Below are 25,823 nucleotides of genomic sequence, written 5' to 3' on the forward strand. Positions count from 1 at the left end.
AAACCGCATTGTAAACCGCTTTTTGTCGGTCTGAATAACGTCCTGAAACGGGAATGGTTCGGGTCAAATCGCTCGAATAATTCGCATATTCAGCAGCAACATCCATCAAAATCAATTCGCCAGCATTACAGGCTTTATTGTTTTCGATATAATGCAAAACATTAGCGCTATTTCCTGAGGCGATGATGGGTGTGTAGGCAAAACCTTTGGAACGGTTGCGAACGAACTCATGAATCAGTTCTGCTTCGATTTCGTATTCCATTACGCTAGGTTTTACAAAGGGAAGGATGCGACGAAACCCTTTTTCGGTAATGTTACAAGCGTGCTGAATCAAGTCGATTTCTTCTTGCTCTTTAATAGAACGAAGACGTTGCAGAATAGGATTGCTTTTAGCAACGGAATGTGCGGGGTATTTGTCTTTCCACCATTTTACAAAACGGGCTTCGCGGGTTTCGGTTTCAATCGTGGCTCGATAATGTTCGTTTGTATTGATGTATATGGTTTTGGAATAAGACATTAATTCTGCTAAGACTTTTTTAAAATCTTGTACCCAATGAATGGTTTTGATTCCTGAAACGGCAAAAGCTTGTTCTTTGGTGAGTTTGGCCCCTTCCCAAATGGCGATGTGTTCATTTGTTTCTTTTAGAAAGAGCATTTCTCTTTGGTTTGCATAAGGCGCGTCTGGAAATAACAGCAAGATGCTTTCTTCTTGATCAATTCCGCTCAGGTAAAAAATATCACGATGTTGTGCAAAAGGCAAGGTGCTATCAGCACTTACAGGGTAAATATCGTTTGAGTTAAAAATGGCAACGCTGCTCGGTTTCATTTGAGCGGTAAACTTCTTGCGGTTTTTTATAAAGAGATTAGAGCTAATTGAGGCGTACTTCATTTTATTATGGATTAGAAAACAAATTTAATCATTCTGTTTTTAATTGTAGGATGAATGAAAACTAGATTTATATAATAGAACGACTAAAAAAGAAACTTTACAACAACAATTTATTTTTATACACAAAATCGTTTGGTTTTGTGTGTTTATGGAATTAAAAATTAAGTTCGATAAAATTGAGATTTTGATAATTTTAATGCTTTTTTGATGATGATTTTTAAATGAATTTAGAATAGAATATTTTCTATTTTTTTTGGCATCATGAATTTAATTACTTAAAAATCAATTGATTAAAAATATTTTTAATCAATTTTATGTTTTGGAGAGCAATCACTTTAAAATGAATATAAATAAGAACGATAAGGTTGTAGTTCATGTCTAATTACGCTATTTTTGTGTACTTTTTAAATTATATTCTAAAATATTATGGCAAAATCTGGATTATTGAAATCGTCAATAGCTAAAAAAGTAGCTATGGCACTTTCAGGACTTTTTTTGATGTTGTTTCTAGCGCAGCATTTTTTAATCAATATGACTTCGGTAATTAGTGCCGATTTGTTCAATGCGATTTCTCATTTCATGGGGACGAATCCTTTGATTCAATTTGTAATTCAACCAATTCTTATCGTTGGTGTGATTTTTCACTTCATTATGGGATTTGTTTTGACCTTTCAAAATAACAGTGCAAGACCAATTGGGTATGCTCGTTATAATGGAGCTGCGAATGCAAGTTGGGCATCGCGTAACATGATCATTTCTGGGTCAGTAATTTTAGCTTTCTTAGGATTGCATTTTTATGATTTTTGGGTTCCAGAGATTGTTTACAAGTATGTAGATGTTTTGCCAGCTCAGGAAACTCGTTATTACCATGAGTTAACCGAGAAGTTTGTAAGTCCAGTACGTACGGCTTTGTACTGCTTGTCTTTTATTTTATTGTCTTTGCACTTGCAACATGGATTTAGTTCTTCATTTCAATCAGTAGGAGCTAATAACAAATATACAAAAGGGATGAAAAACTTCGGAATATGGTTTTCAATCATAGTTCCTTTAGGATTCGTATTTATTGCAATATTTCATCATTTCAATCATTAATATCCAATTATAATGGCATTAGATTCAAAAATACCAGCTGGTCCAATAGCGGATAAATGGACAGATTATAAAGATCATATTAACTTAGTAAATCCAGCAAACAAACGTAACCTTGATATTATTATCGTAGGAACGGGATTAGCTGGAGGTTCAGCAGCTGCTACTTTAGCAGAGCTAGGATATAACGTAAAAGCATTTTGTTTCCAAGATTCACCACGTCGTGCGCACTCTATTGCTGCACAAGGAGGAATTAACGCTGCAAAAAATTATAAAGGTGATGGTGACTCTGTTCATAGATTGTTCTATGATACTGTAAAAGGTGGAGATTACCGTGCTCGTGAAGCTAACGTACACCGTTTAGCTGAAGTTTCATCAAATATTATTGACCAATGTGTGGCTCAAGGAGTGCCATTGGCTCGTGAATATGGTGGATTGTTAGACAATCGTTCTTTTGGAGGAGCTTTAGTTTCTCGTACATTTTATGCACAAGGACAAACGGGACAACAATTATTATTAGGTGCTTATTCTGCTATGAACCGTCAAATTGGACGTGGAAAAGTAAAAATGCACAACCGTCACGAAATGCTAGATTTAGTAATCGTAAACGGAAAAGCAAGAGGGATTATCGCTCGTAACTTGATTACAGGTGAAATTGAAAGACATTCTGCTCATGCGGTTGTTATTGCTTCTGGAGGATACGGAAACGTTTTCTTCTTATCTACAAATGCAATGGGATCAAATGCTACTGCAGCATGGAAAATCCATAAAAAAGGAGCGTATTTTGCAAATCCTTGTTATACACAAATTCACCCAACTTGTATTCCTGTTTCAGGAGATCACCAATCAAAATTAACTTTGATGTCAGAATCTCTTCGTAATGATGGACGTATTTGGGTTCCTGCAAAATTAGAAGATGCTGTTGCTATCCGTGAAGGAAAGAAAAAAGCAATTGATTTAGCAGAAGCGGACAGAGATTATTTCTTGGAAAGAAGATACCCTGCTTTTGGTAACTTAGTGCCTCGTGATGTAGCTTCTCGTGCGGCTAAAGAAAGATGTGATGCTGGTTTTGGGGTTAACAAAACAGGTGAAGCTGTTTATTTGGATTTTGCTGCGGCGATTCAACGTTACGGAAAAGAGCAAACTTTTGTAAAAGGACTTGATTCTAATGATAATGCTTTAGTTACTAAATTAGGTACTGAAGTAGTAAAAAATAAATACGGGAACTTATTCCAAATGTATTATAAAATTGTAGATGAAGATCCTTATACTTCACCTATGATGATTTATCCAGCAGTTCATTATACAATGGGTGGAACTTGGGTTGATTATAACTTACAAACAACTATTCCTGGATGTTTCTCTATTGGAGAATCAAACTTCTCAGATCACGGTGCTAACCGCTTAGGAGCTTCGGCTTTGATGCAAGGTTTGGCAGATGGATATTTTGTATTGCCATACACAATTGGTGATTACTTATCTCCGGATATCAAAATGGGGCCTATTCCTACTGATACTCCTGAGTTTGACGCTGCTGAAAAAGGAGTGAAAGATCAGATCGAAAGATTTATGAACAACAAGGGAACACATTCTGTTGATTATTTCCATAAGAAATTAGGAAAAATCATGTGGGACAAAGTTGGTATGGCTCGTAATGAAAAAGGATTAAATGAAGCTATTGCAGAAATTGCTGCTTTGCGTGAAGAGTTCTACAAAGACGTAAGAGTACCAGGAACAGATAAAGGATTCAACCAAGAATTAGAAAAAGCGACTCGTGTTGCCGATTTCTTAGAATTAGGAGAATTGTTTGCTAAAGATGCTTTACACCGTAATGAATCTTGTGGAGGTCACTTCCGTGAAGAATATCAAACAGAAGAAGGGGAAGCAAAACGTGATGACGAAAACTTCGCTTACGTAGCTGCTTGGGAATACAAAGGAAAACCTAGTGATGCCGTTTTACACAAAGAGCCTTTAGTGTTTGATACCGTTAAACTTGTTCAAAGAAATTACAAATAGGGAAAATAAGTTAACCGTTAATCGTTATGAGTTCGTTAAAGTCATTTGAGGATTTAGAGTGTTGGAAAGCTGCAAGAGAAATAAGAATCTTTGTATCTAGAAACATCATAATAAAATTTCCTGCTGATGAAAAATATGCTTTAACTAGTCAATTAAGACGATCCTCAAGATCCGTAAGTGATAATATCGCTGAAAGATACGGAAGGTTTAACTATCAAGAAAATATTCAGTTTTGTAGAATAGCTCGAGGTTCCTTATGTGAATCATTAAATCAAGTAATTACAGCAAGAGATGAAAATTATATTGATGATGATTTATTACAAGAATTTAGAGTTAGGTATGAAAAAGCCAAAGCAATTTTAAACGGATATATTAATTATTTAGTTAAGACGAAGTTAGAATAATAGTTGTATTCGCAAAAACGAATCACTTTTAACACTTAACCCTTAACCTATAACACTTTTAAAAGATGAAACTTACATTAAAAATATGGCGTCAAAAAAACGCCCAAGATAAAGGAGCAATGGTTGATTATAAAATCGACGGAATTGAACCTGATATGTCATTCCTTGAAATGCTTGACGTTTTCAATGAACAACAAATCAATGCTGGTGAAGAGCCAGTAGCTTTTGACCACGATTGTCGCGAAGGAATTTGCGGAATGTGTTCCTTATTCATCAATGGTGAAGCGCATGGTCCAGATCGTGGTGTAACTACATGTCAGTTGCATATGCGTATGTTCAACGATGGTGATACCATTACAATCGAGCCTTTCCGTGCTGCGGCTTTCCCAGTAGTGAAAGATTTAGTTGTTGACCGTAGTTCTTTTGATAGAATTCAACATGCAGGTGGTTTTATCTCGGTAAATACTTCAGGAAATACAATTGATGCGAATACGATTCCAGTAAACAAAAAAGATGCTGATGATGCTTTTGAAGCAGCAGCTTGTATTGGATGTGGAGCTTGTGTAGCAACGTGTAAAAACGGTTCTGCTATGTTATTCGTAGGAGCTAAAGTTTCTCAATACGCATTATTACCACAAGGTCGAATTGAAGCGACTGATCGTGTATTAAACATGGTACGCCAAATGGACGAAGAAGGTTTTGGTAACTGTACCAACACTGGTGCTTGCGAAATCGAATGTCCTAAAGGTATTTCTCTAGAAAATATTGCTCGTATGAACAGAGAATATATGGCCGCAAGTTTGAAAGGGTAAAATAGTCCAAAAGTCTTTAGTCGAAAGTATTAAAGTCAAATTATAGTTTTAAAAAACGCATTCATTAATTTGAATGCGTTTTTTGTTTATAGTATCAGCTATGATTCCCTATCCTGAGCAAAGCGTCTTAACCACAATCAAAGGCTATGATCCTATATGTTTTAAAAAATCTGTGCTAATCGATGTGTAACTTTTATGATTTAATCTTATAACTAACCTGAATCGTAGTCCCCACACCAATTTCGGATTTTAAAACCTTTATTTTTCCTTTGTGGTATTCCTCAACAATTCTTTTGGTTAATGATAATCCCAGTCCCCAACCTCGCTTTTTAGTGGTAAAACCAGGTTCAAAAATGGTACGGAATTGCTTTTTAGCGATACCACTACCGGTATCGCTCACATTAATTTTTACACCATCCGTACCATTTTCAATTTTCAAGATTAATACTCCTTTACCTTTCATTGCATCAATAGCATTTTTGACTAAGTTTTCAATCGTCCAGCCGTGAAGTATAGGATTGATAGCAATATATATTGGGATTTCAGGAGCTTCAAAGTGGAATTCAATTTGCTTAGAAAAACGAGACTGCAAGTAGTTGTAAGTGTTGAATGTTTCGGTAATGATGTTTTTGTTTTCCAAGGTAGGTATTGAGCCTATTTTCGAGAAACGATCTGTAATTGTTTCTAGTCGGGCAATGTCTTTTTCGATTTCTAGGGTAATCGACTCGTCAACCTCATCTGCTTTCAATATTTCGACCCAACCTATTAAGGAAGATAGTGGTGTTCCTATTTGATGGGCTGTTTCTTTAGCCATTCCTGCCCACAACTTATTTTGCGTAGCTACCTTGGTGCTTTTATAAAAATTGTATACTAGTAATCCAAATAAAAAAATGATAAGCAATAAGGCTATTGGGTAATATTTTAATTTGTTTAATAAGTCCGAATTTCCATAGTATAATTTTTGAAAATTACCGGGCGCATATTCGATTACTATGGGATCGTTTTCTTTCTTTAATCGATCTAATATTTTATGAGTAGAAGTTGTATTTAAACCAAAGCTTTCATCAATATTTATTGTATTTATAATATGATTCTTCTCGGTTAATATAATCGGAATGGAAGAATTGTTACTTAATATTTCTAATGGCAAATCAACAGCTGTGTTTTCATCTGCATTGATCAGTGTTTTTTGGGCACTGGCCCAAAGGTTCATTTTTAAACGTTCTTCTTTCTTAAATATTTGAAAAAAAGTATAGGTATTCCATAGAATCAATGAAACAATCAAAAATGAAATTGTAATGATAATCCAACGAGTTGTATTTCTTCTTTCAGAAAACTGCATAAATAGAATTTAAAGGTATAAATATAGTGAAATATAAGTTGAAGTTTTAAATGAATGATTTTTGCATTTTACTGGATAGTATAAGAAAGTGCTAAGTGTTTTTAAGAGTATTGTTTTGAATGTTTTGTTCTTTTTTTTTGAAAATTAAGCATTTTTTGTTTCATGGGGTAATATAGTGTAAAGGTGAGGTAAAATTCAATATGTAATATTGCTTGATGTAGTGTATTTTTATCATATTGATATTATTAACCAACTAAAATTATTTATTATGAAAAAAAAAGTACTTAAAAATGTAGGATTGTTATTCTTTGTCGGATGTTTAAGTTTTCAATTATCAGCTCAAACCGCTTTGGCAGCAGGAGATGCCGCCTTTGTAGGATTTAGTAATACTAATGTTACTAAGAGTTTATCTCTTTTATTATTGAAAAATATTGACTCAAGTACTGAAATTGCTTTTACTAATAGATCAGTTTCTTCCACTGCTGGTACTGGATGGTCAAATAATTTTGGTGTTGATGATATTTGGACGTTGACCACTTCGGCGGCATATACTGCAGGTACTATCATTACTTTAAATTGTTCCACATCGCCGCCAACTGCTACAACAGTTAAAACTACAGGTAATGGTGTAGAACAAGTAAGTGCAGGTACATTAGTTCATACTGATGCTGGAACTGGAACGGATGACGATTTTGATTTTACAAATGGGGACACCTTTTTTGCTTATCAAGGTGTAATAGCAACAGCTTCATGGATAGCAGGTATTTCAAGTCATCCAAACAATGGTAGTGGTAATACAGCAACCGCTATTCCAACTACTTTAACTACTGCTAATGCCTTTTTAAAACTTTTTGCTGGTGGTACGGGGGCTACTAATGGTATTGCGGCGGCAGTTTACAGCAAAACACTTGTAGGTTCTGCGACAGAATTAAGAACAAGCATCAATAATTCAATTCAAGGTGCAGATCTAGTAGCTCCAAATTGGACTAGAAGTACAACTAATCCATCGCCATATAAATTTTGGGCTTATAATGTTAGTGTAAATTATCCTACAGCCATAGGTGCTGGTGATATTGGAAGTACAAATTTATTTGTTGCTGATTTTCAATCTGCAAATACGATAGGTGTTTATCCAAATCCAGTAAAAAATCAATTGACAATTAACGCATCTTCAACTATTGATGCAACTATAATTTATGATATTTTAGGTAAGCCTGTTTTATCATCTGTTAATTCAAATTCAATTGATGTAAGTGCGTTGAATAGTGGTACTTATATCGTTAAGGTAATTCTTGATAACGGGTCTTCTTCAACCAAAAAAATTATTAAAGAATAATTTTATAAATTACAATTTTAAACCGATTAATTCATTTTAATCGGTTTTTTTTGGCTTTCAATTAAGCCAATGTTTTTATATTGGTTTTAAACCATTCGGTAATATTGGAGTCTATAGAATCACATACTTTTCAAGAATATTATTGTTACATTAATGAAAAAATCTATTGCTGTCTACACTAAAATACCAACGGTTACTAATATTAAAATCGAATCTTTTGATATTAATAAGAGATATACCAAGCCCCACCGTCATAATAAATATATAGAATTAGTTTATTTCAAACAAGGAAATGGTTTTCATTATATGGATTCTGTCTGTTATGACATTAGACCGCCAGTAGTTTTCTTGATTAGTAATAACGAAGTACATCATTGGGAAATTAATACCGTTCCTGAAGGGTATGTAATTATTGTAAAAGAAGATTTCTTAGAAAAAACAATTGACAAGCATATCAATCAACAGCTTTTTCGATTGAATAAAGAACAAATGATTGCTATTCAGCCTGATGCTACAATAGATAAGCTCTTCCAGATTTTATGTACCGAAATGAAACAAGATAACATTCAGAGAGAAGTTGTCGAAGGGAGCTTAAAAGCTTTGTTTGCTAAAATAATTAGCTACTCTAACCGAACTGAAAGTTCAATTAATAGTGATAAATCTGTTCATTTTGAAAAATTGTTAAAACATGAATTACGTAATGATGTTTCATTTTATGCTGATTTAATGAATATCAGCACTCAAAATTTGAATGTCATTTGCAAAAAGAATTTCTCTAAAACCGCATCGCAACTTATTGCCACACATATTATCCAAGAAGCCAAAAGACAGTTGCTCTATACAGATGTTTCCATTTCTGAAATTGCCTATAGTTTAGATTTTAATGACGTCTCTCATTTTGTGAAATACTTCAAAAGACACACAGGAAGCACACCATTAAGTTTTAAACAATTAGGAGCAATAGGTTTGTAATTGTTTTTTGGGCAGCTATTCCGCCCTCCGTTCCCGCTTTTATTGTTCCGCTCTGCTCCACAATAAAGAGCTCCACTCAGGTCGGGCTGCGTGATAGTGCTAAGCATCATCTTTTTTTACATAAATTTAATTCATAGTAAAAGGATATACCTTATTTTATTAAAATGTACCAAAAGGTTCTTATTTATAAATGTATTTTTGCTCCTCATAACAAAACAAAATAAAATGAAATTTAATCAATTTGTATTAATGGTTACTTTTTTAGTAACTAGTGCAGTATTTGGCCAGCTGACTGGTAAGGTAGTCGATGGTGATTTTCCTTTGGAGTATGCAACAGCGACTTTGTTTTCTGCTCCAGACAGAGCCTTGGTTGCTGGTGTAGTGACTGATTCAAAAGGTTTTTTTGAAATATCAAACATAAAAAACGGAACGTATTACCTTGAGGTTTCCTTTATTGGTTTCGAAAAAAAGACTATCAAAGATATTTTTGTAAAAAATAGAAATACAGCTGTAAACGTTGGTACAATAGCCTTGTTTTCAGGAGAAAATCAATTAAGTAATGTAGTGGTCAAAAATGAAAAAAAGACTGTTGTTACTAAAATTGACAGACAGATTTATGATGCAAAATCATTTCAAAACAGTCAAGGAGGTAGCGCCGTTGATGTGCTTAGAAATTTACCTTCGGTATCTATTGATAGTCAAGGAGATATCAGTGTGCGTGGAAGCACTGGATTTTTAGTTTTATTGAATGGTAAACCTACACAAGGAAGTATATCCACTATTTTAGGACAATTACCGGCTAATGCTATTGATCGTGTAGAGGTAGTTACTGCTCCATCAGCAAAATATGATCCAGATGGGAAAGCAGGGATTTTAAATATTATTACCAAAAAAGGAGCTACTAATGGTGCTTATACTCAATTGAACATCAAAGGAGGTTTTCCATCTATTGAAAATTACAATAACAAAGACAGCGCACAACGTTACGGAATTGATGGAACCTATAATATCAAAAAAGATAAATGGGACATTTCTCTTGGCGGTAGCTACGGTCGTAATGATATTCAAGGACGTAGAGAGGGTGACGTTTTTACTAATAATGTAACTGAAAATTACAAAACACATTTCCCGTCAGATGGAGAGCGTAGTACTAACGAACTGAATTACAGCGGTCGTTTTACCGTAGATTTTATACCAGATACAGCTAATAATTTCTCTGTAGGTTTTTATGCAGGAAAACGTAAAAATGACCGTCAAGCTGATATTTATTATAATAACAAGAAAACGTCTCTAACGGATAATAGTGTATTGAATAAAAGCAAGGATTACTACAATGAAAATCTAAGAATCCGTGATGGTGATTTTGCCTTAGGAAGTTTTGATTATACCCATACTTTTAAAGATAAATCTAAACTAACGTCTTCTTTTTTATATGAATATACTTTATTGGGTGGACCAACTACCAATCTTAATTTAGGATATACTGATCCGTCAATTGTGTATCAAGATGAATACAATACAAATGATAATCCATTGTATGGAACTAGAGCACAGTTGGATTACGAATTCAAACCTTTTTCTTTTGGTAAAATCGAAACAGGATACCAATTCAGAAAATTAAAACACAACGGTAATTTTATCTACGAAAGACGTAATAATAGTACTGGGATTTATGAAATCGTTCCTGAGTTTACCAGTGTAGTTAATCTAGATCGTTTGATTCATTCTGGTTATGTTCAATTGAATGGAACAAAAGCCAAATGGGAATATGCTGCAGGATTGCGTTTAGAGTCTATGAATCGTGATTTTTACTTAAAAGGATACGATCAGCCAGCGGAGAATTTAGCGTATGATTATGTAAAATTATTTCCATCAGCTTCGGCACAATATACTTTGGATAATAATCTAAAAGTGAAAGCTGCCTATAGTAAAAGAGTTGATCGCGCACCAACGTATAAAATGAACCCTTTTAAAGAAAGAGAACATTCTGAAACATTTGAACAAGGAGATAAAAACTTATTGCCGGAGTTTACAGACTTAGTAGAATTAGGTATTAGTAAAAATTTTAAAGGAGGACATTCCTTTTTTGCAACAGCGTATTATAGAGATACTCAAAATTTAATTAATCGTGTGAACACCTTATCATATACGACTGCAAATGTTTTAAATGATACTATTCTGGATCGTATTTATACGAATGTAGGTAACGGAAAAGCAATTGGTCTTGAGGTTGGAACGCAATTCAAACCAACAGAGAAATGGACTAATTTTATTGGTGCCAATGTTTATAATTTCAACATCAAAGGAGGATATAACGGAAAAAAAATCAACTCCAATGCTACCCAATATTCGATTAATGCGAATAGTACGTATAACTTTTCAGCAACAACTTCAATGCAGTTCACTTTGAATTACTTATCTGAAAAGATCACAGCACAAGGAGAAGATTCCCGTTTTTATTCGCCAAATATTACCGTAAGAAAAACATTTTTCGATAATCAATTAGTAGCCACTTTACAATGGCAAAATATTGATATGGGATTATTGAAAACGAATGAGCAACGCATCACGACTTACAATCCGGGAGAATTTTATACCACAACTAATTATGTGTATGAAGTTGATATGGTGTTGTTGAATCTTTCTTATACGTTTAATAAAACAAAGAACCGTTCTAAATTCATAGATAGTGAATTTGGTAAGAAAGAATTCTAGTTTACTTTTAAAACATTTAAGAAATATCAGCGCATTTTAAGCATTGTTAAGCTTAAAAAAATAAAGACATAAGTCATGTAAGTTTTTGAAATAATAGTAAAAAGTTTAATCATACTAAAATTTTTCTAATCTTACATGTCTTATATTTCTTAAATGGTTTAAAAATAATTTTTTCTAAATTTTTACAGAATGTTAATAATTTTTCAAATATCTAGTTGTGGTTTTTTGTCTGCAATATAAGAAGTTACTATATTTGTCAAATAGAAGTTCCCTTAGGGGCTTTTTTTGTCTTTAGTTAAAACCTTTAGTCTAAAGGAAAGAAAAACAAGTCGTTAGGAAGTGCGGCTTCTAGAACACATACGCAAACAATAATAACAATTAAAATAACGAAGATGGAAGTTACAGGAAAAGTTAGAGTCATTAATCCAGAGCAACAAGTTAGTGCAGCATTCAAAAAAAGAGAATTAGTTGTAACTACAGATGAGCAATATCCTCAACATATTTTAATTGAATTTACTCAAGATAAATGTGAGTTGTTGAATAACTATGCAATTGGTGAGCCAGTAAAAGTATCTATCAATTTAAGAGGTAGAGAATGGGTTAACCCACAAGGAGAAACACGTTTTTTCAATAGTATTCAAGGATGGAGAATTGAAAAGTTAGCTTCTGAAGCTCCTTCTGCTGCTCCAGCAATGCCTGCGGCACCTGCATTTCAACCAGCAACAAATTTAAATGAAGACGAAGCGGACGATTTACCGTTTTAATAAAAAAATAAAAATTATAAAAGCCTTGATGATTTCAAGGCTTTTTTTATGCTTAAAAAGTAGGTTGTCTATTTTTTTTAGTATTCATTTAAATATCAAATTCATTAAACTTTTAAAATAAAAGGAACCATTTTATGAGTTTGTTTTGCTACTTAGTTTTTGTCGTATTAATACAAATGCTATAGGAGTTACTTCCTCGCAGGTTATTACTGGTAATAATAGGTTTATTTCTTCTTTTTGTAGATCCATAAGTCTTATTTTGAATGTTAATTTCAATCGGTAATTAAACGGTATGGAAATTAATAGAAGAATAAGTTGTGTCTAGTTTGTTTTGAGTGTTTGTTTGTAGTGAATGTTTTTTTTGATATTAAATCAAAGGAGTTCAGTTATAGATTCCAATTATTTTGTGCAGTTTTAATCTAGTTGTAATATTAAAATCGTGTTTTTTATTGTATTAGGTTTGAAGACCAAAAAACAATAAAACAATTTTTAATGAAACCACATTTTAATCAACCAAAAAAGAAATGGCTACTAAAAATAATTCCTTTAGTAGTATTCCTTTCAGTATTAAACAGTAACTCAACGATTGCACAAATTAATGTAGACATTAACTTGAATATGAAGCATTCTGTTGACAACGTATCAGACTTTGGTCGCGAGAGACACATGACTATTCATTCTTCTCCTACAGAAAGCGATTGGAACGGAGAAGAAACAAAATTAGATTACCTAATTAATGATTTAGGAGTTTATTTTGGAAGAGAAACAGGTTCAGCAACTTGGAAAAACCAATTAGTAGAACAAGATCCAAATCATGCAGGATGGCCAAATGAGGCACAGATGACTACCGTTGCTAATGGTTTGAAAACATGGGCAGATGGTCCAGATTTTAGTACGCGGAGACAGTACAGAGCTAAAGAAAAAAATATGATCATGGGTATCAATGATACTAGTCCTATGTATCCCAATCTTTCATGGTATGATGGTTTTGGTAAAGGAAAAGGGGGATGGTTTGTAAAAGATGTTGATGCTGGAGCAGAATGGACTGCTTTGTATTTAAAACATTTTTATGCAACCACGCCTGGAGATGTTGGTGATCCGCTTCCTAAATATTGGGAGGTGTATAATGAACCAGATATGAATTTTATGAATCCACAATTTGGTATGATTATTTCAAGTTTAGAAAAAAACTGGGAATACCACAAATTAGTAGCTCAAAAAGTGAGAGAGAAATTAGGAAGTAATGCTCCTAAAATTGGTGGAATGACATGGGGTCAACTTGATTTCTTTAAACCAGATGGTATTCCTACTCGTGCACCATTAACATTTTGGACACAATATTTAGCGGCTGATAATCCGATGCTTCCAGTTTATAATAATATGTTGTCTGGTGTTAATGGTTGGCCTAAAGCCTGGGATAAACGTACTGATGCTTGGTGGCAATGGGATTACTTGTGGCAAGGTTTTATTGATTACGCAGGTGCAGATGTAGATTTTTATGGTGTGCATATATATGATTGGCCAAATGCGACTGCAAATCAAGCGACTACACGTTCAGGTGGGCATACTGAGGCTATGTTGGATCAATTAGAATGGTATGATACTTTTAAATTTGGAAAAAAGAAAGAAATTGTAGTGTCAGAATTTGGTGCTGTGTCAACGACCTATATTAATTCACTTCCATCAAGAAGACGTGATTGGGAATTTCTTAAGCCCTTCAATCAAATGTTTATGGAGATTCTAGAAAGACCTTCACAAGTTGTTATGAGTATGCCATTTGCACCTACAAAAGCAGTATGGGGTGCTCACATTAAAGATGATGGTAATGTACAACGTTATGATGGAGCTACTTTGTTTGATCCTATTGGAACTTGGACAGGAGATAAAACGACATACAAAATAAATGAGCCTTCTGGTGGTTGGGCTTGGAGTGCTATTATTTACTATTTCGAATTATGGAAAGGTGTAGATGGAACTCGTATTGATACAAAATCAAATAATTTAGATGTTCAGGTAGATGCTTATGTAAATGGTAAACATGTTTATGTAATTGTTAATAATGCTGAAGATGCTGCAAAAACAGTTAATCTTACAACCTTTAATGCAGCTACAGCAAACACGGTAAGTAGCGTGCAAATGCGTCATTTATACTTTGATCCTACTAAGGGGACTCAAGGAGAGCCTACTTTATCAGTAGCTAACTTAACAAAAGCACCTGCGCAGGTTACTTTGAAGCCAAATTCAACTATTGTATTAGATTATACGTATGCAAATACAGTAGATGTAAATTCAGAATCAAAAGAGACGAAGTATATGTCTGAGCCTCTTACTACAGCAAAAAATTCACGAGGAACGCAATTATGCCGTTTAGTAGGTAAAAGCGAATTTACAACTACAGTTAACAATGTAAAAAAACCTGCCAAAGGGGAAGCGATGGTTAGGATTGGTGGTTTTTTCTACAATCCAGCTGATGCAGGTAATGGTAGTATAAATGTAGTGTCATTAAAAATAAATAATAAAGAAGTTGTTACTACAAGTCCAATGGCTGTAAATCCTCGTGGATATACTGCTGGAGGGTATGGCGGAGGTTGGTTTGGAATGCTTGAAATTGAAATTCCAATCGAATATTTGAATGAGGGAACTAATACCGTTTATTTTAAACGAAATCAAGCTGCTGATTTTACAACAGTAATGATTCAGGTATGGGATATGAATCAAGATCCAGGACGTACAGCTAAGACTCCAGTAAATTTAACGGCTATTTCATTAGGAAGCGATGAGTCATTGATGAAGGGAAATACATTGGGTATTGTACCTGACTTCACACCTGCAAATGCATCTAATAAAGGATTAACATGGATCTCATCTAATACAGCTGTTGCTACTGTTGATGTGAATGGGGTTGTTACTGCCAAAGCAGATTCTGGAACTGCAGTTATCACTGCTACAAGTACACAAACAGGAAGTATTCAAGCAACAAAAAACATTACAGCAATTCCTTTTAAGACTTCAGATGTAACTGGTATAGCTATCCTAGAAGGCGCTAATATTACAGTTGACCAATTTGTAAATACTGCATTAACATTGCAACTTACTCCGAAGCCTATTAATGCCCCTGAAATTGAGTGGACTTCAAGCAATGATGCTAATGTTAGTGTGCTTTCAACAGGAAAAGTAGTTGGAAAAATAATCGGTAGTACTGCTGTAATCACTGCAAAAGTAAAAGGAACAAATATTTCAGCTTCAATTACTGTTACTGTTCGTATTGCAGGTATGGAGACTGTGTACACAAGAGAATTGCCGGATTTTATTCGCCCCTTTACATCAGGAACGGTTTCTGTGCCAGTTAAAATAATGGGAACGCGTACTGTAATGATGGAATTACTTAAAGATGGAACTGTTATTGGTTCTGGTTCGAAAGATATTACGGTTCTTGGTAACGGTACTGTATTAGTACCTTATACGATTGCAAATGCGCCAGCTCCTGGTACAACAGGATATTCAATCCGACTTACTTTAAAAAACGGAAGCACTATTCTAGACACACAATCTAAAGTAATTGAAGTTAAAGAACATATTCGTGTGTCATCCATAACTATTCAAGATGGTATAGCATTGGTTCAGGTTGGGAAAACGATTACTCGTACGGCATCTGTTTTGCCAGCTGATGCGTATAATACGAACATAAAATGGAGTTCTAGTAATACTGCTGTAGCAACAGTTGATGAAGCTACGGGTGTTATAACAGGAATGACAACTGGTGATGTGATTATTAGAGCAACTTCAGCTGATGTAATAACGGTTTTTAAAGAAGTAACAATTAAAGTACAAGCAAATGAAGTAGCTGTTCCAATCGTGTCAATTGCTTTGCCACAAAGTGTTAACCTATTTCCGGGTTTAAAAAGAACCCTAACGGCAACTTTAGTTCCGTCATATACTACGGATACGGAAGTTATTTGGAAATCTGATAATAGTCTTGTAACTGTTGATGATAAAGGTGTTGTGACAGCAGGTAGTATAGCAGGTATTGCGACAATAACGGCTACTTCAAAATCCAACGCAGCTGTATTTGCAACTTGTAAAGTAAATGTTTCTAAAACTATCGTAATTGAAGCAGAAACGTTTGTAGCTACAGGAGGTGTTGATGGTGTGGTTAAATCTGCTACTGGATTTAATAACAATGTTTCTGGTGATTGGGCTGATTATACGGTTGATGTTCCATCTACTGGTGAATATGCATTGAAATTTAATATTGGGACTCCATCCACAACTGGAATTGGAGTGAATGTATATGTTGATGGAGTAAAAGTGAATACCACAACTTTAGCAGGAACATCTTCTTGGGATACTAATGTTATTCAGAATGGTTCTGGTTCAATCACTGTGGCAGCTGGAATCCATACCATTCGTTTTGAATCTACAGGTACTCAACAATGGCAATGGAATGCAGACTGGTTTAGCATAGAATATAAGGGGATTTTATCTGTTGGTGATAAACAAATCAGTACTATAGCTGTTTATCCTAATCCAACTTATGGAGCAGTTGTAATTGAAGGATTAGGTGATTCTTCTACAATTTCAGTTTTGAATATGTTAGGGGTTACTATCCAGCAAATTAATGCAACTGGTGATAGAGTTGATCTTAATCTTGGTGATTTGCCAAGTGGTATTTATTTAGTTAGAGTAGCTAAAGAGGGACGTAGTGACTTATTTAAAATTATTAAAAAATAGTAAAACAAATTTATAATTAGAGAAAACTACCCAAAGAGCAATTTTTGGGTAGTTTTTTTTTGTTTATTATTTTAATGAATTTAGTGCCGAATCCCGATTTGAAATAATTCAATGTTATATAGTTTAATGCTGATAAAGTATGAGAATAGTCCATTGTTTTTTGGACTTTGTTAGCCAGAAACTTAAAGACTAAACAAGCGAACGAAAACATAATTGGTATTAATTCAATTTTTTTTTAATTTTTTAAAACCAAGTCCACTTTTCTCTCGTAGATGAAGGAAACAAATTTTAAATAATTAATATTATGAATAAAAAACACTTACTCTTAATTTTAGCTGTAACAACATTTGGATATGTTAACACAGGGTATTCACAAAGTCCTATTAGTGGATTTATGCAAGGAAAAGGAAAAGGGAATATCTCTCTTTCTTTCAGCTCAGAAAAATATGATGACGTATATTTTATCCCAGAAAAAGTGGAAGGAGTTCCTGTATTTAATGAAACAACTGTGAATAGTACTTCGATTTATGCTACTTATGGTATTACAGATCAAGTTGATGTAGTGCTAGTTTTACCATATATAACTGCAAAAGGTAAAGCAACTGACGAGGTATTAAAAAACTTAGGCTTAGAAAATGAAAGAAGCGGTTTTCAAGATGTATCTGTTTTTGTAAAGTACAGTCCTTTTAATTTTGATTTTGGCGCTTCTTCATTACGACTTATAGGTGCATTGGGTGTAAAAACACCTCTTAGTAATTACAAAGTTGAAGAAGGTTTTCAATCAATCATCGCAATTGGTAATAGAAGTACAACAATAAGTACAACTGGAATGGCAATGTTCAAAATGGATTCCGGACTTTTTGCTTCTGCTCAAATAGCCAATAATGTAGGTTCAAACAATGTTCCGAATAATTATACAACGGAACTTAAAGTGGGATATGCTGCAAAATCATTTTATGGTGATGTTTATGTAGCAAACCAAAAATCAACTGGAGGTGTAGATATCTTTGGTGAAGGTTTTAAAGGTTATTTCCCAATAACTAAAGTGAATTATACTAAAATAGGTATTGATTTATATGCACCGGTTTATCAAGATTTCGGAATTTCTGCAGGTGCGAGTACATTAGTAGCGGGTAGAAATATTGGTCAAGCAACAGGTTTTTATGGTGGACTAGTTTATAAATATTAATTACAAAAAAACAAACAAAATGAAAAATATCAATATAAAAAATGCATTATTAGCACTAACATTAATGGGGACTTTAGTTTCGTGTGATACAGAATATAAAAACGAAACGCCAAGTATTGCAGGTATTGCAGTTGCTAACCCAAATTTTAGTACTCTTGAAGGAGCAGCAGTTCAAGGTGGTTTAGTAGGAGTGTTAAGTAATAGTAATCCAAATGATCCATCTGGACATTATACAGTCTTTGCTCCTACAAATGATGCATTTGCAAGATTGGGACTGGTAAACGCAGGTACTTTAGGTGGTTTGCAAAATAGTTTCTTGACAAATACATTATTATACCACGTTTCAAACGGTGATTTACTTGCTAGTGCTATTATTAATGGTGGTACATCTGCATCTGCTCTAGGAGTTAATAGACGTTTTATCAGTAGAGGAAGTGATTTGTATATCAATGGTTCAAAAATTATACAAACAAACGTAAATGCAAGCAACGGTACCGTTCATGCTATTAATAAAGTAATGATTGCAACAGGTGTAAATATTGTTGCCTCTGCAATTTTATTAAAAGATGCTAAAGTTTTTAAAGCACCAGAACTTACTTTCTTAGTTCAAGCCGTTATCACTTCAGGTTTAGCGCCAACATTGTCTGATGCTAATGCTAATTTTACAATCTATGCTCCCACTGATGCTGCTTTTAAAGCAGCAGGATTTGCAACTATTCAAGATGTAGCTAATGCTTCACCAGCAGTTTTACAACAAGTATTATTAAATCATGCAATAGGAGGAGGAAAATTTACATCGGAGTATTCAGGTACAACTGCTACAACTGCAGGTGGAGGTACTCTTACGTACGGTCTTTTTACGGATGGAATTTTTACAATAAAAAGCAACGGAATTACAACTCCTGCAAATATGGTTATTCCAGATATTCAGTGTAGTAATGGAATAGTTCACGTTATAGATAAAGTGTTGTTACCATAATTTTTTTTGTTTGAAATGAAGCCCTGCAATTTTGTGGGGCTTTTTTTTGTCTAAATTGAAGATAAAAAACGCCGTATTTTTAGCACAAAAAAGATATTACAGTTAGCGTTTTTTTTACATAAATAACAATTGTGATTAATTACTTTTGTAAAAAAAACTATCTGGTTTTTAGAATATAAGTTATGATGTATTTGTCCGATGAATTGTTTTTTCCTTCCGTATCCCAAGCCAACCAGGATGGAATAGTAGCCATAGGTGGTGATTTATCTCCTGAGCGATTACAATTGGCCTACAACAGCGGTATTTTTCCTTGGTTCGAAGAGGGAGATCCTATTATTTGGTGGTCACCCAATCCACGAATGGTTTTGTTTTTGCAGGATTTAAAAGTATCCAAAAGCATGCGAAATATTTTAAATAGAGATCTGTTTACAGTGACTTTTAATAAAGATTTTAGAGCCGTAATTTCTAATTGTCAAAAAATAAAACGCGACGGTGAAAATGGTACTTGGATTACCAATGACATGATCGAGGCTTATGTAAGACTTCACGAATTAGGCATTGCAAAATCAGTGGAAGTTTGGCAAGAAGGCGAATTAGTGGGTGGTTTGTATGGTGTGGATATGGGACATGTTTTCTGTGGCGAAAGTATGTTTTCCAAAGTTTCTAATGCTTCCAAAGTAGCTTTTATAACCTTAGTCAATCAATTAAAAACAGAGGATTACAAGCTATTAGACTGTCAAGTGTATAATCCCCATTTAGAAAGTTTGGGTTGCTATGAGATTGAAAGGGAGGAGTTTATAAAGATTCTTCTACAGGGTTAACGACTGTCTTATTTAAACACAAAGAACACAGAGAAGGCACAAAGCCGCATAAAGAATTTTATATAGATTTCTTGAATTTCTCCAATCTGTATTGCTATTTAACCGTAAAAGGAGCTAAGTTTTTTTGCAAAGGTTCGCAAAGAGAATCACAAATCTACACAAATGATTTTTATAGATTTATTGAATTTATCAAATAGGTGTTCCTAACTTAATGCTAAAATTAGAAGTTCAATTTTGTAAAACTCCAATTCAACGTACTATACAAAATCAATTCATTCTTCAAACTAGGTAATCCGATGATTAATTTCAAAGTTTCATGCGCCATCATCGTACCAATCATCCCTGGTAAAGTTCCTAACACGCCGTTAAAACTACAATTAGGAACGTCTTTAGGATTGGGTGGTTCAGGGAATAAATCACGTAAGTTTTTGCTTCCTTGATGATTAAAGACTGCCAATTGTCCTTCAAAACCTAAAATACTACCGTAAACTAAGCTCTTGCCTAAAGCTACACACGTATCATTCACCAAATAACGCGTACCAAAATTATCTGAACCATCTACTACAAGGTCAAATTGATTAATGATTTTTGAAGCATTCTCTGTTGTTAATTTTTCATCGAAAGCCATCACTTCGATCAGTGGATTTAATTTTTCAACGGTTTCTTTGGCTGTCAATGCTTTAGATAAACCGACTTGATTTTCTGTGTATAAAATTTGTCGGTGGAGGTTGTGGATTTCGATTTTGTCAAAATCTATAATTCCAATTGTTCCTACACCAGCCGTAGATAGGTATTGCAAAATAGGACAGCCCAAACCACCAGCACCTATGACGAGTACTTTGGCTTGCTTGAGTTTGTCTTGTCCTTCATCGCCAATTTCTGGTAAAATCATTTGGCGGTTGTATCGTAAATAATCTTGTATGATGCTCATTTTTTTATAAGGGTCTAAGATTCTGAGTTATTGAGGTTCTGACAGGTGTAAAACTAGAAAGGCTTTTAGGTTCTAAAAGTCTTAGCGTCTTAGAATCTGAGAGCCTTAGCACCTCTAAAAATAACTTCTATCCCAATCTTTCCAAACAGGTTCGTACCCTCTTTGGGTAATCATATCGGCAATTTCGGCAACGGAGCGCTCGTCACTAATTTCAAATTGTTCCAAGGATTGCGGGTCTACCACATAACCACCCGGATTAGTTTTTGAACCTGCGCTCATGCTGGTGGTTCCAATCGGTATAATGTTATTTCTAAATTTTTCATTCTCACGGGTCGAAATCGAAATCTCTAAATCTTCGTTCCATAAGCGATAAGCACAAATTAACTGTGTTAAATCCTTGTCATCCATGATGAAATTGGGAGGAACTGTTCCTTCGGCTGGTCGCAAACGAGGGAACGAAACTGAATATTTCGTTTGCCAATAGGTTTTTTGCAAATAATCCAAGTGCAAAGCATTGAAAAAACTATCGGTGCGCCAGTCTTCCAATCCTAATAATACACCCAATCCAATTTTGTGAATCCCTGCTTTTCCAATGCGGTCTGGCGTGTCTAGTCTAAAGTCAAAATTAGATTTTTTTCCTTTCGTATGATACTTTTTATAGACTTCTTGATGATACGTTTCTTGATACACTAATACCGAATAAACACCAGCTTCATGCAATCGTTCATATTCTTCTTGTGATAGCGGTTGCACTTCGACTGAGATGATCGAAAAATCGTTTTTGATTTGTTCAATAGCATTCAAGAAATAATTGATGTTTACCGTATAATTGGCTTCACCTGTCACCAAAAGAACATGGTCAAACCCCAATTTTTTCAATGCTTCGACTTCGAGTTTTATTTCTGAATCTAAAAGTGTTTTTCGTTTGATTTTGTTATCCAAACTAAAACCGCAATAGGTACAAATATTTTGACATTCATTACTCAAATACAAAGGTGCATACATTTGGATGGTTTTTCCAAAACGTTTCTTTGTCAACTCATGGCATTCTTGAGCCATTGGTTCTAAATAAGGCTGTGCCGCTGGGGAAATCAATGCCAAAAAATCATCCAAATTGCGCTTGGTTTTGGCTAAGGCTTGTTCGACTTGCTTGGAAGTAGTTTGATATATTTTGGTTTGAATTTCGTCCCAATTGTATTGTTCAAAAACAGATTTGAAATTTTTCATTTGTTTTTATTTATTTATCAACCCTTTCAGGGTTCAAAACCCTGAAAGGGTTAAATTTTTATTCGTACAAGAATGCCGTCAATGGGCTTGATGCCACTGCTTGTTTAAATTGTTGTCCTAATTTAGCTTCATAAGCTTTTCTTCCAGCAATAACCGCTTCTTTGAAAGCTTCGGCCATTAATTTTGGATTTCCAGCCACAGCAATTGCAGTGTTTACCAAAACGGCATCCGCACCTAATTCCATTGCCTTTGCCGCATCTGAGGGTGCGCCAATCCCCGCATCAATAATCACAGGTACTTTGGATTGCTCAATAATAATTTCCAAAAAATCAATCGTTTTTAAACCCTTATTACTTCCAATCGGCGAACCTAATGGCATCACTGCTGCTGTTCCTACATCTTCCAATCGCTTGCATAAAACAGGATCAGCGTGGATGTAAGGTAAAACGATGAATCCTAATTTAGCGAGTTCTTCGGTAGCTTTCAAGGTTTCAATCGGGTCAGGTAAAAGGTACCTTGGATCAGGATGGATTTCGAGTTTTAGCCAATTTGTTTCCAGTGCTTCTCTTGCGAGTTGGGCAGCAAAAACGGCTTCTTTGGCGTTTCTAGCCCCAGAAGTATTAGGTAATAAATTGATTTTTGGATGTTGCAAATGCGATATAATAGCATCGGTATCCGTTTCTAAATCGATGCGTTTTAGCGCCACCGTTACCAATTCGCTTCCCGAAGCCAAAATTGCTTCTTCCATTTGTACATTTGAACCAAATTTTCCTGTTCCTAAAAACAATCGTGATTCTAACGTTTTGTCGCCTATTTTAAACAATGACATAGCCATATAATTTTTCGTTAAGTTGTTTGATTAATTTGGTTTTGTATTTATTTTCAGTAATCAATCCTGAAACAGCAATCCCATGAACTCCGGTTTTAATTATTGATTCTACATCCTCGAGTAAAATTCCTCCAATAGCAAAGACAGGTATGTTGAGTTGTGCTTGACCCATTTTCTCTAGTATGGATTGGTAGCCTTCGAGTCCCAATATTGGACTTAGTTTGTCTTTGGTTTTTGTAAATCGAAAAGGACCAAGACCTACATAGTCACAACCGTTCTTTACATGATTTTGAATGTCTTCAAACGTGTTGGCTGTACCACCAATTATTTTAGAATCACCTAATAAGATTCTTGCTTCAGGAATCGCCATGTCAGTAAGTCCTAAATGAACACCATCAGCATCAATTTCTTTTGCTAAAGAAACCTTGTCATTGATGATGAAGGTAGAAAGGTATTCTTCGCACAACGTTTTTACGGCTTCCGCCAAAGTAAAAGCATCAATTTGTGACGTTGTTTTAAAACGCATTTGCACCAAGTCACAGCCATTATCTAAGGCTTCATGAATGTTATACAACTGTTCTTCAACAGTGTTTCCTTGCGATATATATTGTAAGCGATTAAGCATAATGATATCCTAATTGATTTGGGGTTGATAATAAAAAATTCTCAGTATATTCTTTGCCGTTTTTACATGCAACGAGTAGGTTTTTTTCCAAAGCGATATTGGCTGTGATTGCTGATGACAACACACAACCTGAACCGTGTTTTTGATAAATAGCACTGTTTTTTGGCGAAAGCCTATAAAAACGATCTGTAGTGTATAAAAAATCGACTCCAATTTCGGAAAGATTATGACCTCCTTTTAACAAGATAGGGCAGTATTTTGTTAGGATTTCGATACCATTTTCGATCGAAGTTCCTGAAGGAATTAGTTTCGAAATTTCGTTATAATTGGGTGTGATTAAATTGATTTGGTTTAAAATTTCGTATAAAATTGTTTGATTTTGTAGTTTTAAAAAATCAAATTCTGTAGTTGATTTTAAAACAGTATCCCATACAATAGAAGTTTGAGGCGAAAGTCTTTTGATTAACAATACAATTGATTTCAAGTAGTCTAAGGATGGAATAATTCCAATTTTGACTGCTTTAATTTCATGTCTTTTAAAAAGCGTTTCGATAGAAAGCAACACAAAATCAAGTTCAGTCCATTGAAGGGTTATGAATTCATTTTCGGTCTGAATAGTGTTAGCCGTATTAATGGCAAAACCGTACACTTTATGTTGCTCAAAAGTTTTAACATCAGCCAAAACCCCTGCTCCTCCCGAAGGATCAAAACCTGCAATACTTAAAACGAAGGGGCGATTTGTTGGCATAATTTAAAATTTTCTATTGGCGTTTCACTGTTCCATATGGTACCTAAAAGGGCAACATCATCAAAACCATTTACTATTGCTTCAGCTATATTTTGAGCTTCCATTCCTCCCAAGCCAATTAGTTTTGTTTGGAAATTACTTCTGTTTTTTACCACTTCAAATAAATTGGTATCCGGTTGATAATTGGTCTTTGAAATACTTGGGTAAACAGGACTCAAAAAAGCATATTCAAAGCAGTTATTTATATTATTAAACTCCTGTATTGAATGCGTTGAAGTCGAAATAACCCAGTTAGGGTTTAAAACCCTAACTGGGTTGGTGGCTCTATCTTTTGTTGTGAAATGAAGTCGGTTGATTCCTAATGCTGCTGCTAATTGATGATGACTGTGTAATACTAATTTAGGACTGTGTTCTAAACCAATTGCCAATACAAAAGCTTTCATTTCAGTCGCTGAAAAATCAGGTTTCCGAACATGAAACAACGCCAAGCCCTGCTCAAATAAAGCATGGATGGTATTGATTTCGTTTGCTATTGCAGTTGGGTTAGAAATTACAATCATTTTTTGAATGTTAAAGGTTATGAGTTAGAGGTTATGCGTAAAGGGTCACAACTATTTCATTTTAAAATAAAGTTTTTACTGCACACGCTTGTGTAAGTTTTAGAAGTGGAAAGGTCGAAGCCCGACCAGTGGCTATCGATGTAGAACAACGATGAAGCCGAGGGACACCTCCAAGTTAATCTTTGCTTGCAATTGGAAACGATAAACATTATTTCTTATTTAAATACTTTTAACCTCTAACTCCTAACCTTTAACTTCTATCTTAAGAATAAATCTCTTTTCCCATTTCTACAAACTCTTCTGATTTCTCCTGCATTCCTTTTTCGGCTTCGGCTACGTCTCTAATTTCTTGAGAGATTTTCATTGAGCAGAATTTAGGACCACACATCGAGCAAAAATGTGCCACTTTAGCACCATCAGCAGGCAAGGTTTCATCGTGAAATTCACGAGCGGTGTCTGGATCTAATGATAGGTTAAACTGATCTTCCCAACGGAATTCAAAACGGGCTTTACTCAACGCATTGTCACGGTATTGTGCGCCAGGATGTCCTTTGGCTAAATCCGCAGCATGAGCGGATATTTTATAAGTAATCACACCGTCTTTTACATCTTTTTTGTTAGGTAAACCAAGGTGTTCTTTTGGTGTTACGTAACACAACATCGCACAACCATACCACCCAATCATGGCTGCTCCAATTGCTGAGGTAATGTGGTCGTAACCTGGTGCAATATCAGTAGTTAGTGGTCCTAAAGTATAGAAAGGAGCTTCGTCACAATGTTCTAATTGCTTGTCCATGTTTTCTTTAATCATATGCATGGGTACGTGACCTGGACCTTCTATAAA

The 25,823-nt window shown here is 34.6% G+C and carries 21 protein-coding genes; 12 read left to right on the plus strand and 9 right to left on the minus strand.

Going from position 1 to position 25,823, the window contains the following annotated elements; all coding sequences use genetic code 11:
• The coding region (locus WBQ70_RS04010) for an aminopeptidase P N-terminal domain-containing protein (protein WP_423910890.1) at positions 1-889 on the minus strand (889 nt) is incomplete at its 3' end.
• 426 nt (positions 890-1,315) lie between these two features.
• On the opposite strand from WBQ70_RS04010, the gene WBQ70_RS04015 reads away from it, so the two are divergent.
• From WBQ70_RS04015 to WBQ70_RS04030, 4 genes are all read left to right on the plus strand, one after another.
• Entirely contained in the window at positions 1,316-1,981 is a 666-nt protein-coding gene (locus WBQ70_RS04015; protein ID WP_423910893.1) for a succinate dehydrogenase cytochrome b subunit, read from the plus strand.
• A gap of 12 nt (positions 1,982-1,993) precedes the next feature.
• Positions 1,994-3,994: a fumarate reductase/succinate dehydrogenase flavoprotein subunit gene (locus WBQ70_RS04020; protein ID WP_423910896.1), complete on the plus strand. Its 2,001-nt coding sequence runs from the start codon at positions 1,994-1,996 to the stop codon at positions 3,992-3,994.
• 26 nt (positions 3,995-4,020) lie between these two features.
• The gene (locus WBQ70_RS04025) at positions 4,021-4,398 is read left to right on the plus strand and encodes a four helix bundle protein (RefSeq protein ID WP_423910899.1); all 378 of its coding nucleotides are present in this window, start codon (positions 4,021-4,023) and stop codon (positions 4,396-4,398) included.
• Positions 4,399-4,463: 65 nt separating this feature from the next.
• Positions 4,464-5,210, plus strand: coding sequence for a succinate dehydrogenase/fumarate reductase iron-sulfur subunit (locus tag WBQ70_RS04030; protein ID WP_423910901.1), 747 nt, complete (start codon positions 4,464-4,466; stop codon positions 5,208-5,210).
• Between the two features lie 193 nt (positions 5,211-5,403).
• Here the strand turns inward: WBQ70_RS04030 and WBQ70_RS04035 are convergent, their stop codons facing one another.
• Positions 5,404-6,552 (minus strand): sensor histidine kinase, encoded by a 1,149-nt coding sequence (locus tag WBQ70_RS04035; RefSeq protein ID WP_423910904.1) that lies wholly within the window; start codon positions 6,550-6,552, stop codon positions 5,404-5,406.
• A gap of 268 nt (positions 6,553-6,820) precedes the next feature.
• Here WBQ70_RS04035 and WBQ70_RS04040 point away from each other — a divergent pair, with 268 nt between their 5' ends.
• From WBQ70_RS04040 to aat, 8 genes are all read left to right on the plus strand, one after another.
• Positions 6,821-7,888, plus strand: coding sequence for a T9SS type A sorting domain-containing protein (locus tag WBQ70_RS04040; RefSeq protein ID WP_423910906.1), 1,068 nt, complete (start codon positions 6,821-6,823; stop codon positions 7,886-7,888).
• A 153-nt stretch (positions 7,889-8,041) separates the two neighbouring features.
• Positions 8,042-8,860, plus strand: a complete 819-nt coding sequence (locus WBQ70_RS04045) for a helix-turn-helix domain-containing protein (protein WP_423910909.1) — start codon at positions 8,042-8,044, stop codon at positions 8,858-8,860.
• 225 nt (positions 8,861-9,085) lie between these two features.
• Positions 9,086-11,575, plus strand: a complete 2,490-nt coding sequence (locus tag WBQ70_RS04050; protein WP_423910912.1) for an outer membrane beta-barrel protein — start codon at positions 9,086-9,088, stop codon at positions 11,573-11,575.
• A 392-nt stretch (positions 11,576-11,967) separates the two neighbouring features.
• Entirely contained in the window at positions 11,968-12,339 is a 372-nt protein-coding gene (locus WBQ70_RS04055) for a DUF3127 domain-containing protein (RefSeq protein WP_423910915.1), read from the plus strand.
• A gap of 492 nt (positions 12,340-12,831) precedes the next feature.
• Positions 12,832-17,070, plus strand: a complete 4,239-nt coding sequence (locus WBQ70_RS04060) for an Ig-like domain-containing protein (protein WP_423910918.1) — start codon at positions 12,832-12,834, stop codon at positions 17,068-17,070.
• A 304-nt stretch (positions 17,071-17,374) separates the two neighbouring features.
• Positions 17,375-18,259, plus strand: coding sequence for a hypothetical protein (locus WBQ70_RS04065; protein WP_423910921.1), 885 nt, complete (start codon positions 17,375-17,377; stop codon positions 18,257-18,259).
• Between the two features lie 19 nt (positions 18,260-18,278).
• Positions 18,279-19,238: a fasciclin domain-containing protein gene (locus WBQ70_RS04070; RefSeq protein WP_423910923.1), complete on the plus strand. Its 960-nt coding sequence runs from the start codon at positions 18,279-18,281 to the stop codon at positions 19,236-19,238.
• Between the two features lie 182 nt (positions 19,239-19,420).
• A complete protein-coding gene (gene aat, locus WBQ70_RS04075; protein WP_423910926.1) occupies positions 19,421-20,059 on the plus strand; it encodes a leucyl/phenylalanyl-tRNA--protein transferase in 639 nt (212 codons plus the stop codon).
• A gap of 220 nt (positions 20,060-20,279) precedes the next feature.
• Here aat and WBQ70_RS04080 read toward each other — a convergent pair whose 3' ends face one another.
• The 7 genes from WBQ70_RS04080 to WBQ70_RS04110 all read right to left on the minus strand — a co-directional run.
• A complete protein-coding gene (locus WBQ70_RS04080; RefSeq protein WP_423910928.1) occupies positions 20,280-20,990 on the minus strand; it encodes a HesA/MoeB/ThiF family protein in 711 nt (236 codons plus the stop codon).
• Between the two features lie 114 nt (positions 20,991-21,104).
• Positions 21,105-22,217, minus strand: coding sequence for a 2-iminoacetate synthase ThiH (thiH, locus tag WBQ70_RS04085; RefSeq protein WP_423910931.1), 1,113 nt, complete (start codon positions 22,215-22,217; stop codon positions 21,105-21,107).
• 58 nt (positions 22,218-22,275) lie between these two features.
• On the minus strand, positions 22,276-23,052 hold the full coding sequence (locus WBQ70_RS04090; RefSeq protein ID WP_423910934.1) for a thiazole synthase: 777 nt from the start codon (positions 23,050-23,052) through the stop codon (positions 22,276-22,278).
• Complete coding sequence (locus tag WBQ70_RS04095) at positions 23,033-23,671, minus strand: thiamine phosphate synthase (protein WP_423910937.1); 639 nt, start codon at positions 23,669-23,671, stop codon at positions 23,033-23,035. The genes WBQ70_RS04090 and WBQ70_RS04095 overlap by 20 nt, the downstream gene beginning before the upstream one ends.
• Positions 23,664-24,419: a hydroxymethylpyrimidine/phosphomethylpyrimidine kinase gene (locus tag WBQ70_RS04100; RefSeq protein ID WP_423910939.1), complete on the minus strand. Its 756-nt coding sequence runs from the start codon at positions 24,417-24,419 to the stop codon at positions 23,664-23,666. Before WBQ70_RS04100 ends, WBQ70_RS04095 begins: the two co-directional genes overlap by 8 nt.
• Positions 24,392-24,979, minus strand: a complete 588-nt coding sequence (locus tag WBQ70_RS04105; RefSeq protein WP_423910942.1) for a thiamine phosphate synthase — start codon at positions 24,977-24,979, stop codon at positions 24,392-24,394. The genes WBQ70_RS04100 and WBQ70_RS04105 overlap by 28 nt, the downstream gene beginning before the upstream one ends.
• 262 nt (positions 24,980-25,241) lie before the next feature.
• Positions 25,242-25,823 (minus strand): phosphomethylpyrimidine synthase ThiC (locus WBQ70_RS04110; RefSeq protein WP_423910944.1); only part of this gene is annotated, 582 nt, incomplete at its 5' end.

It is taken from the genome of Flavobacterium sp. (assembly GCF_049590715.1).
Lineage (GTDB): Bacteria > Bacteroidota > Bacteroidia > Flavobacteriales > Flavobacteriaceae > Flavobacterium.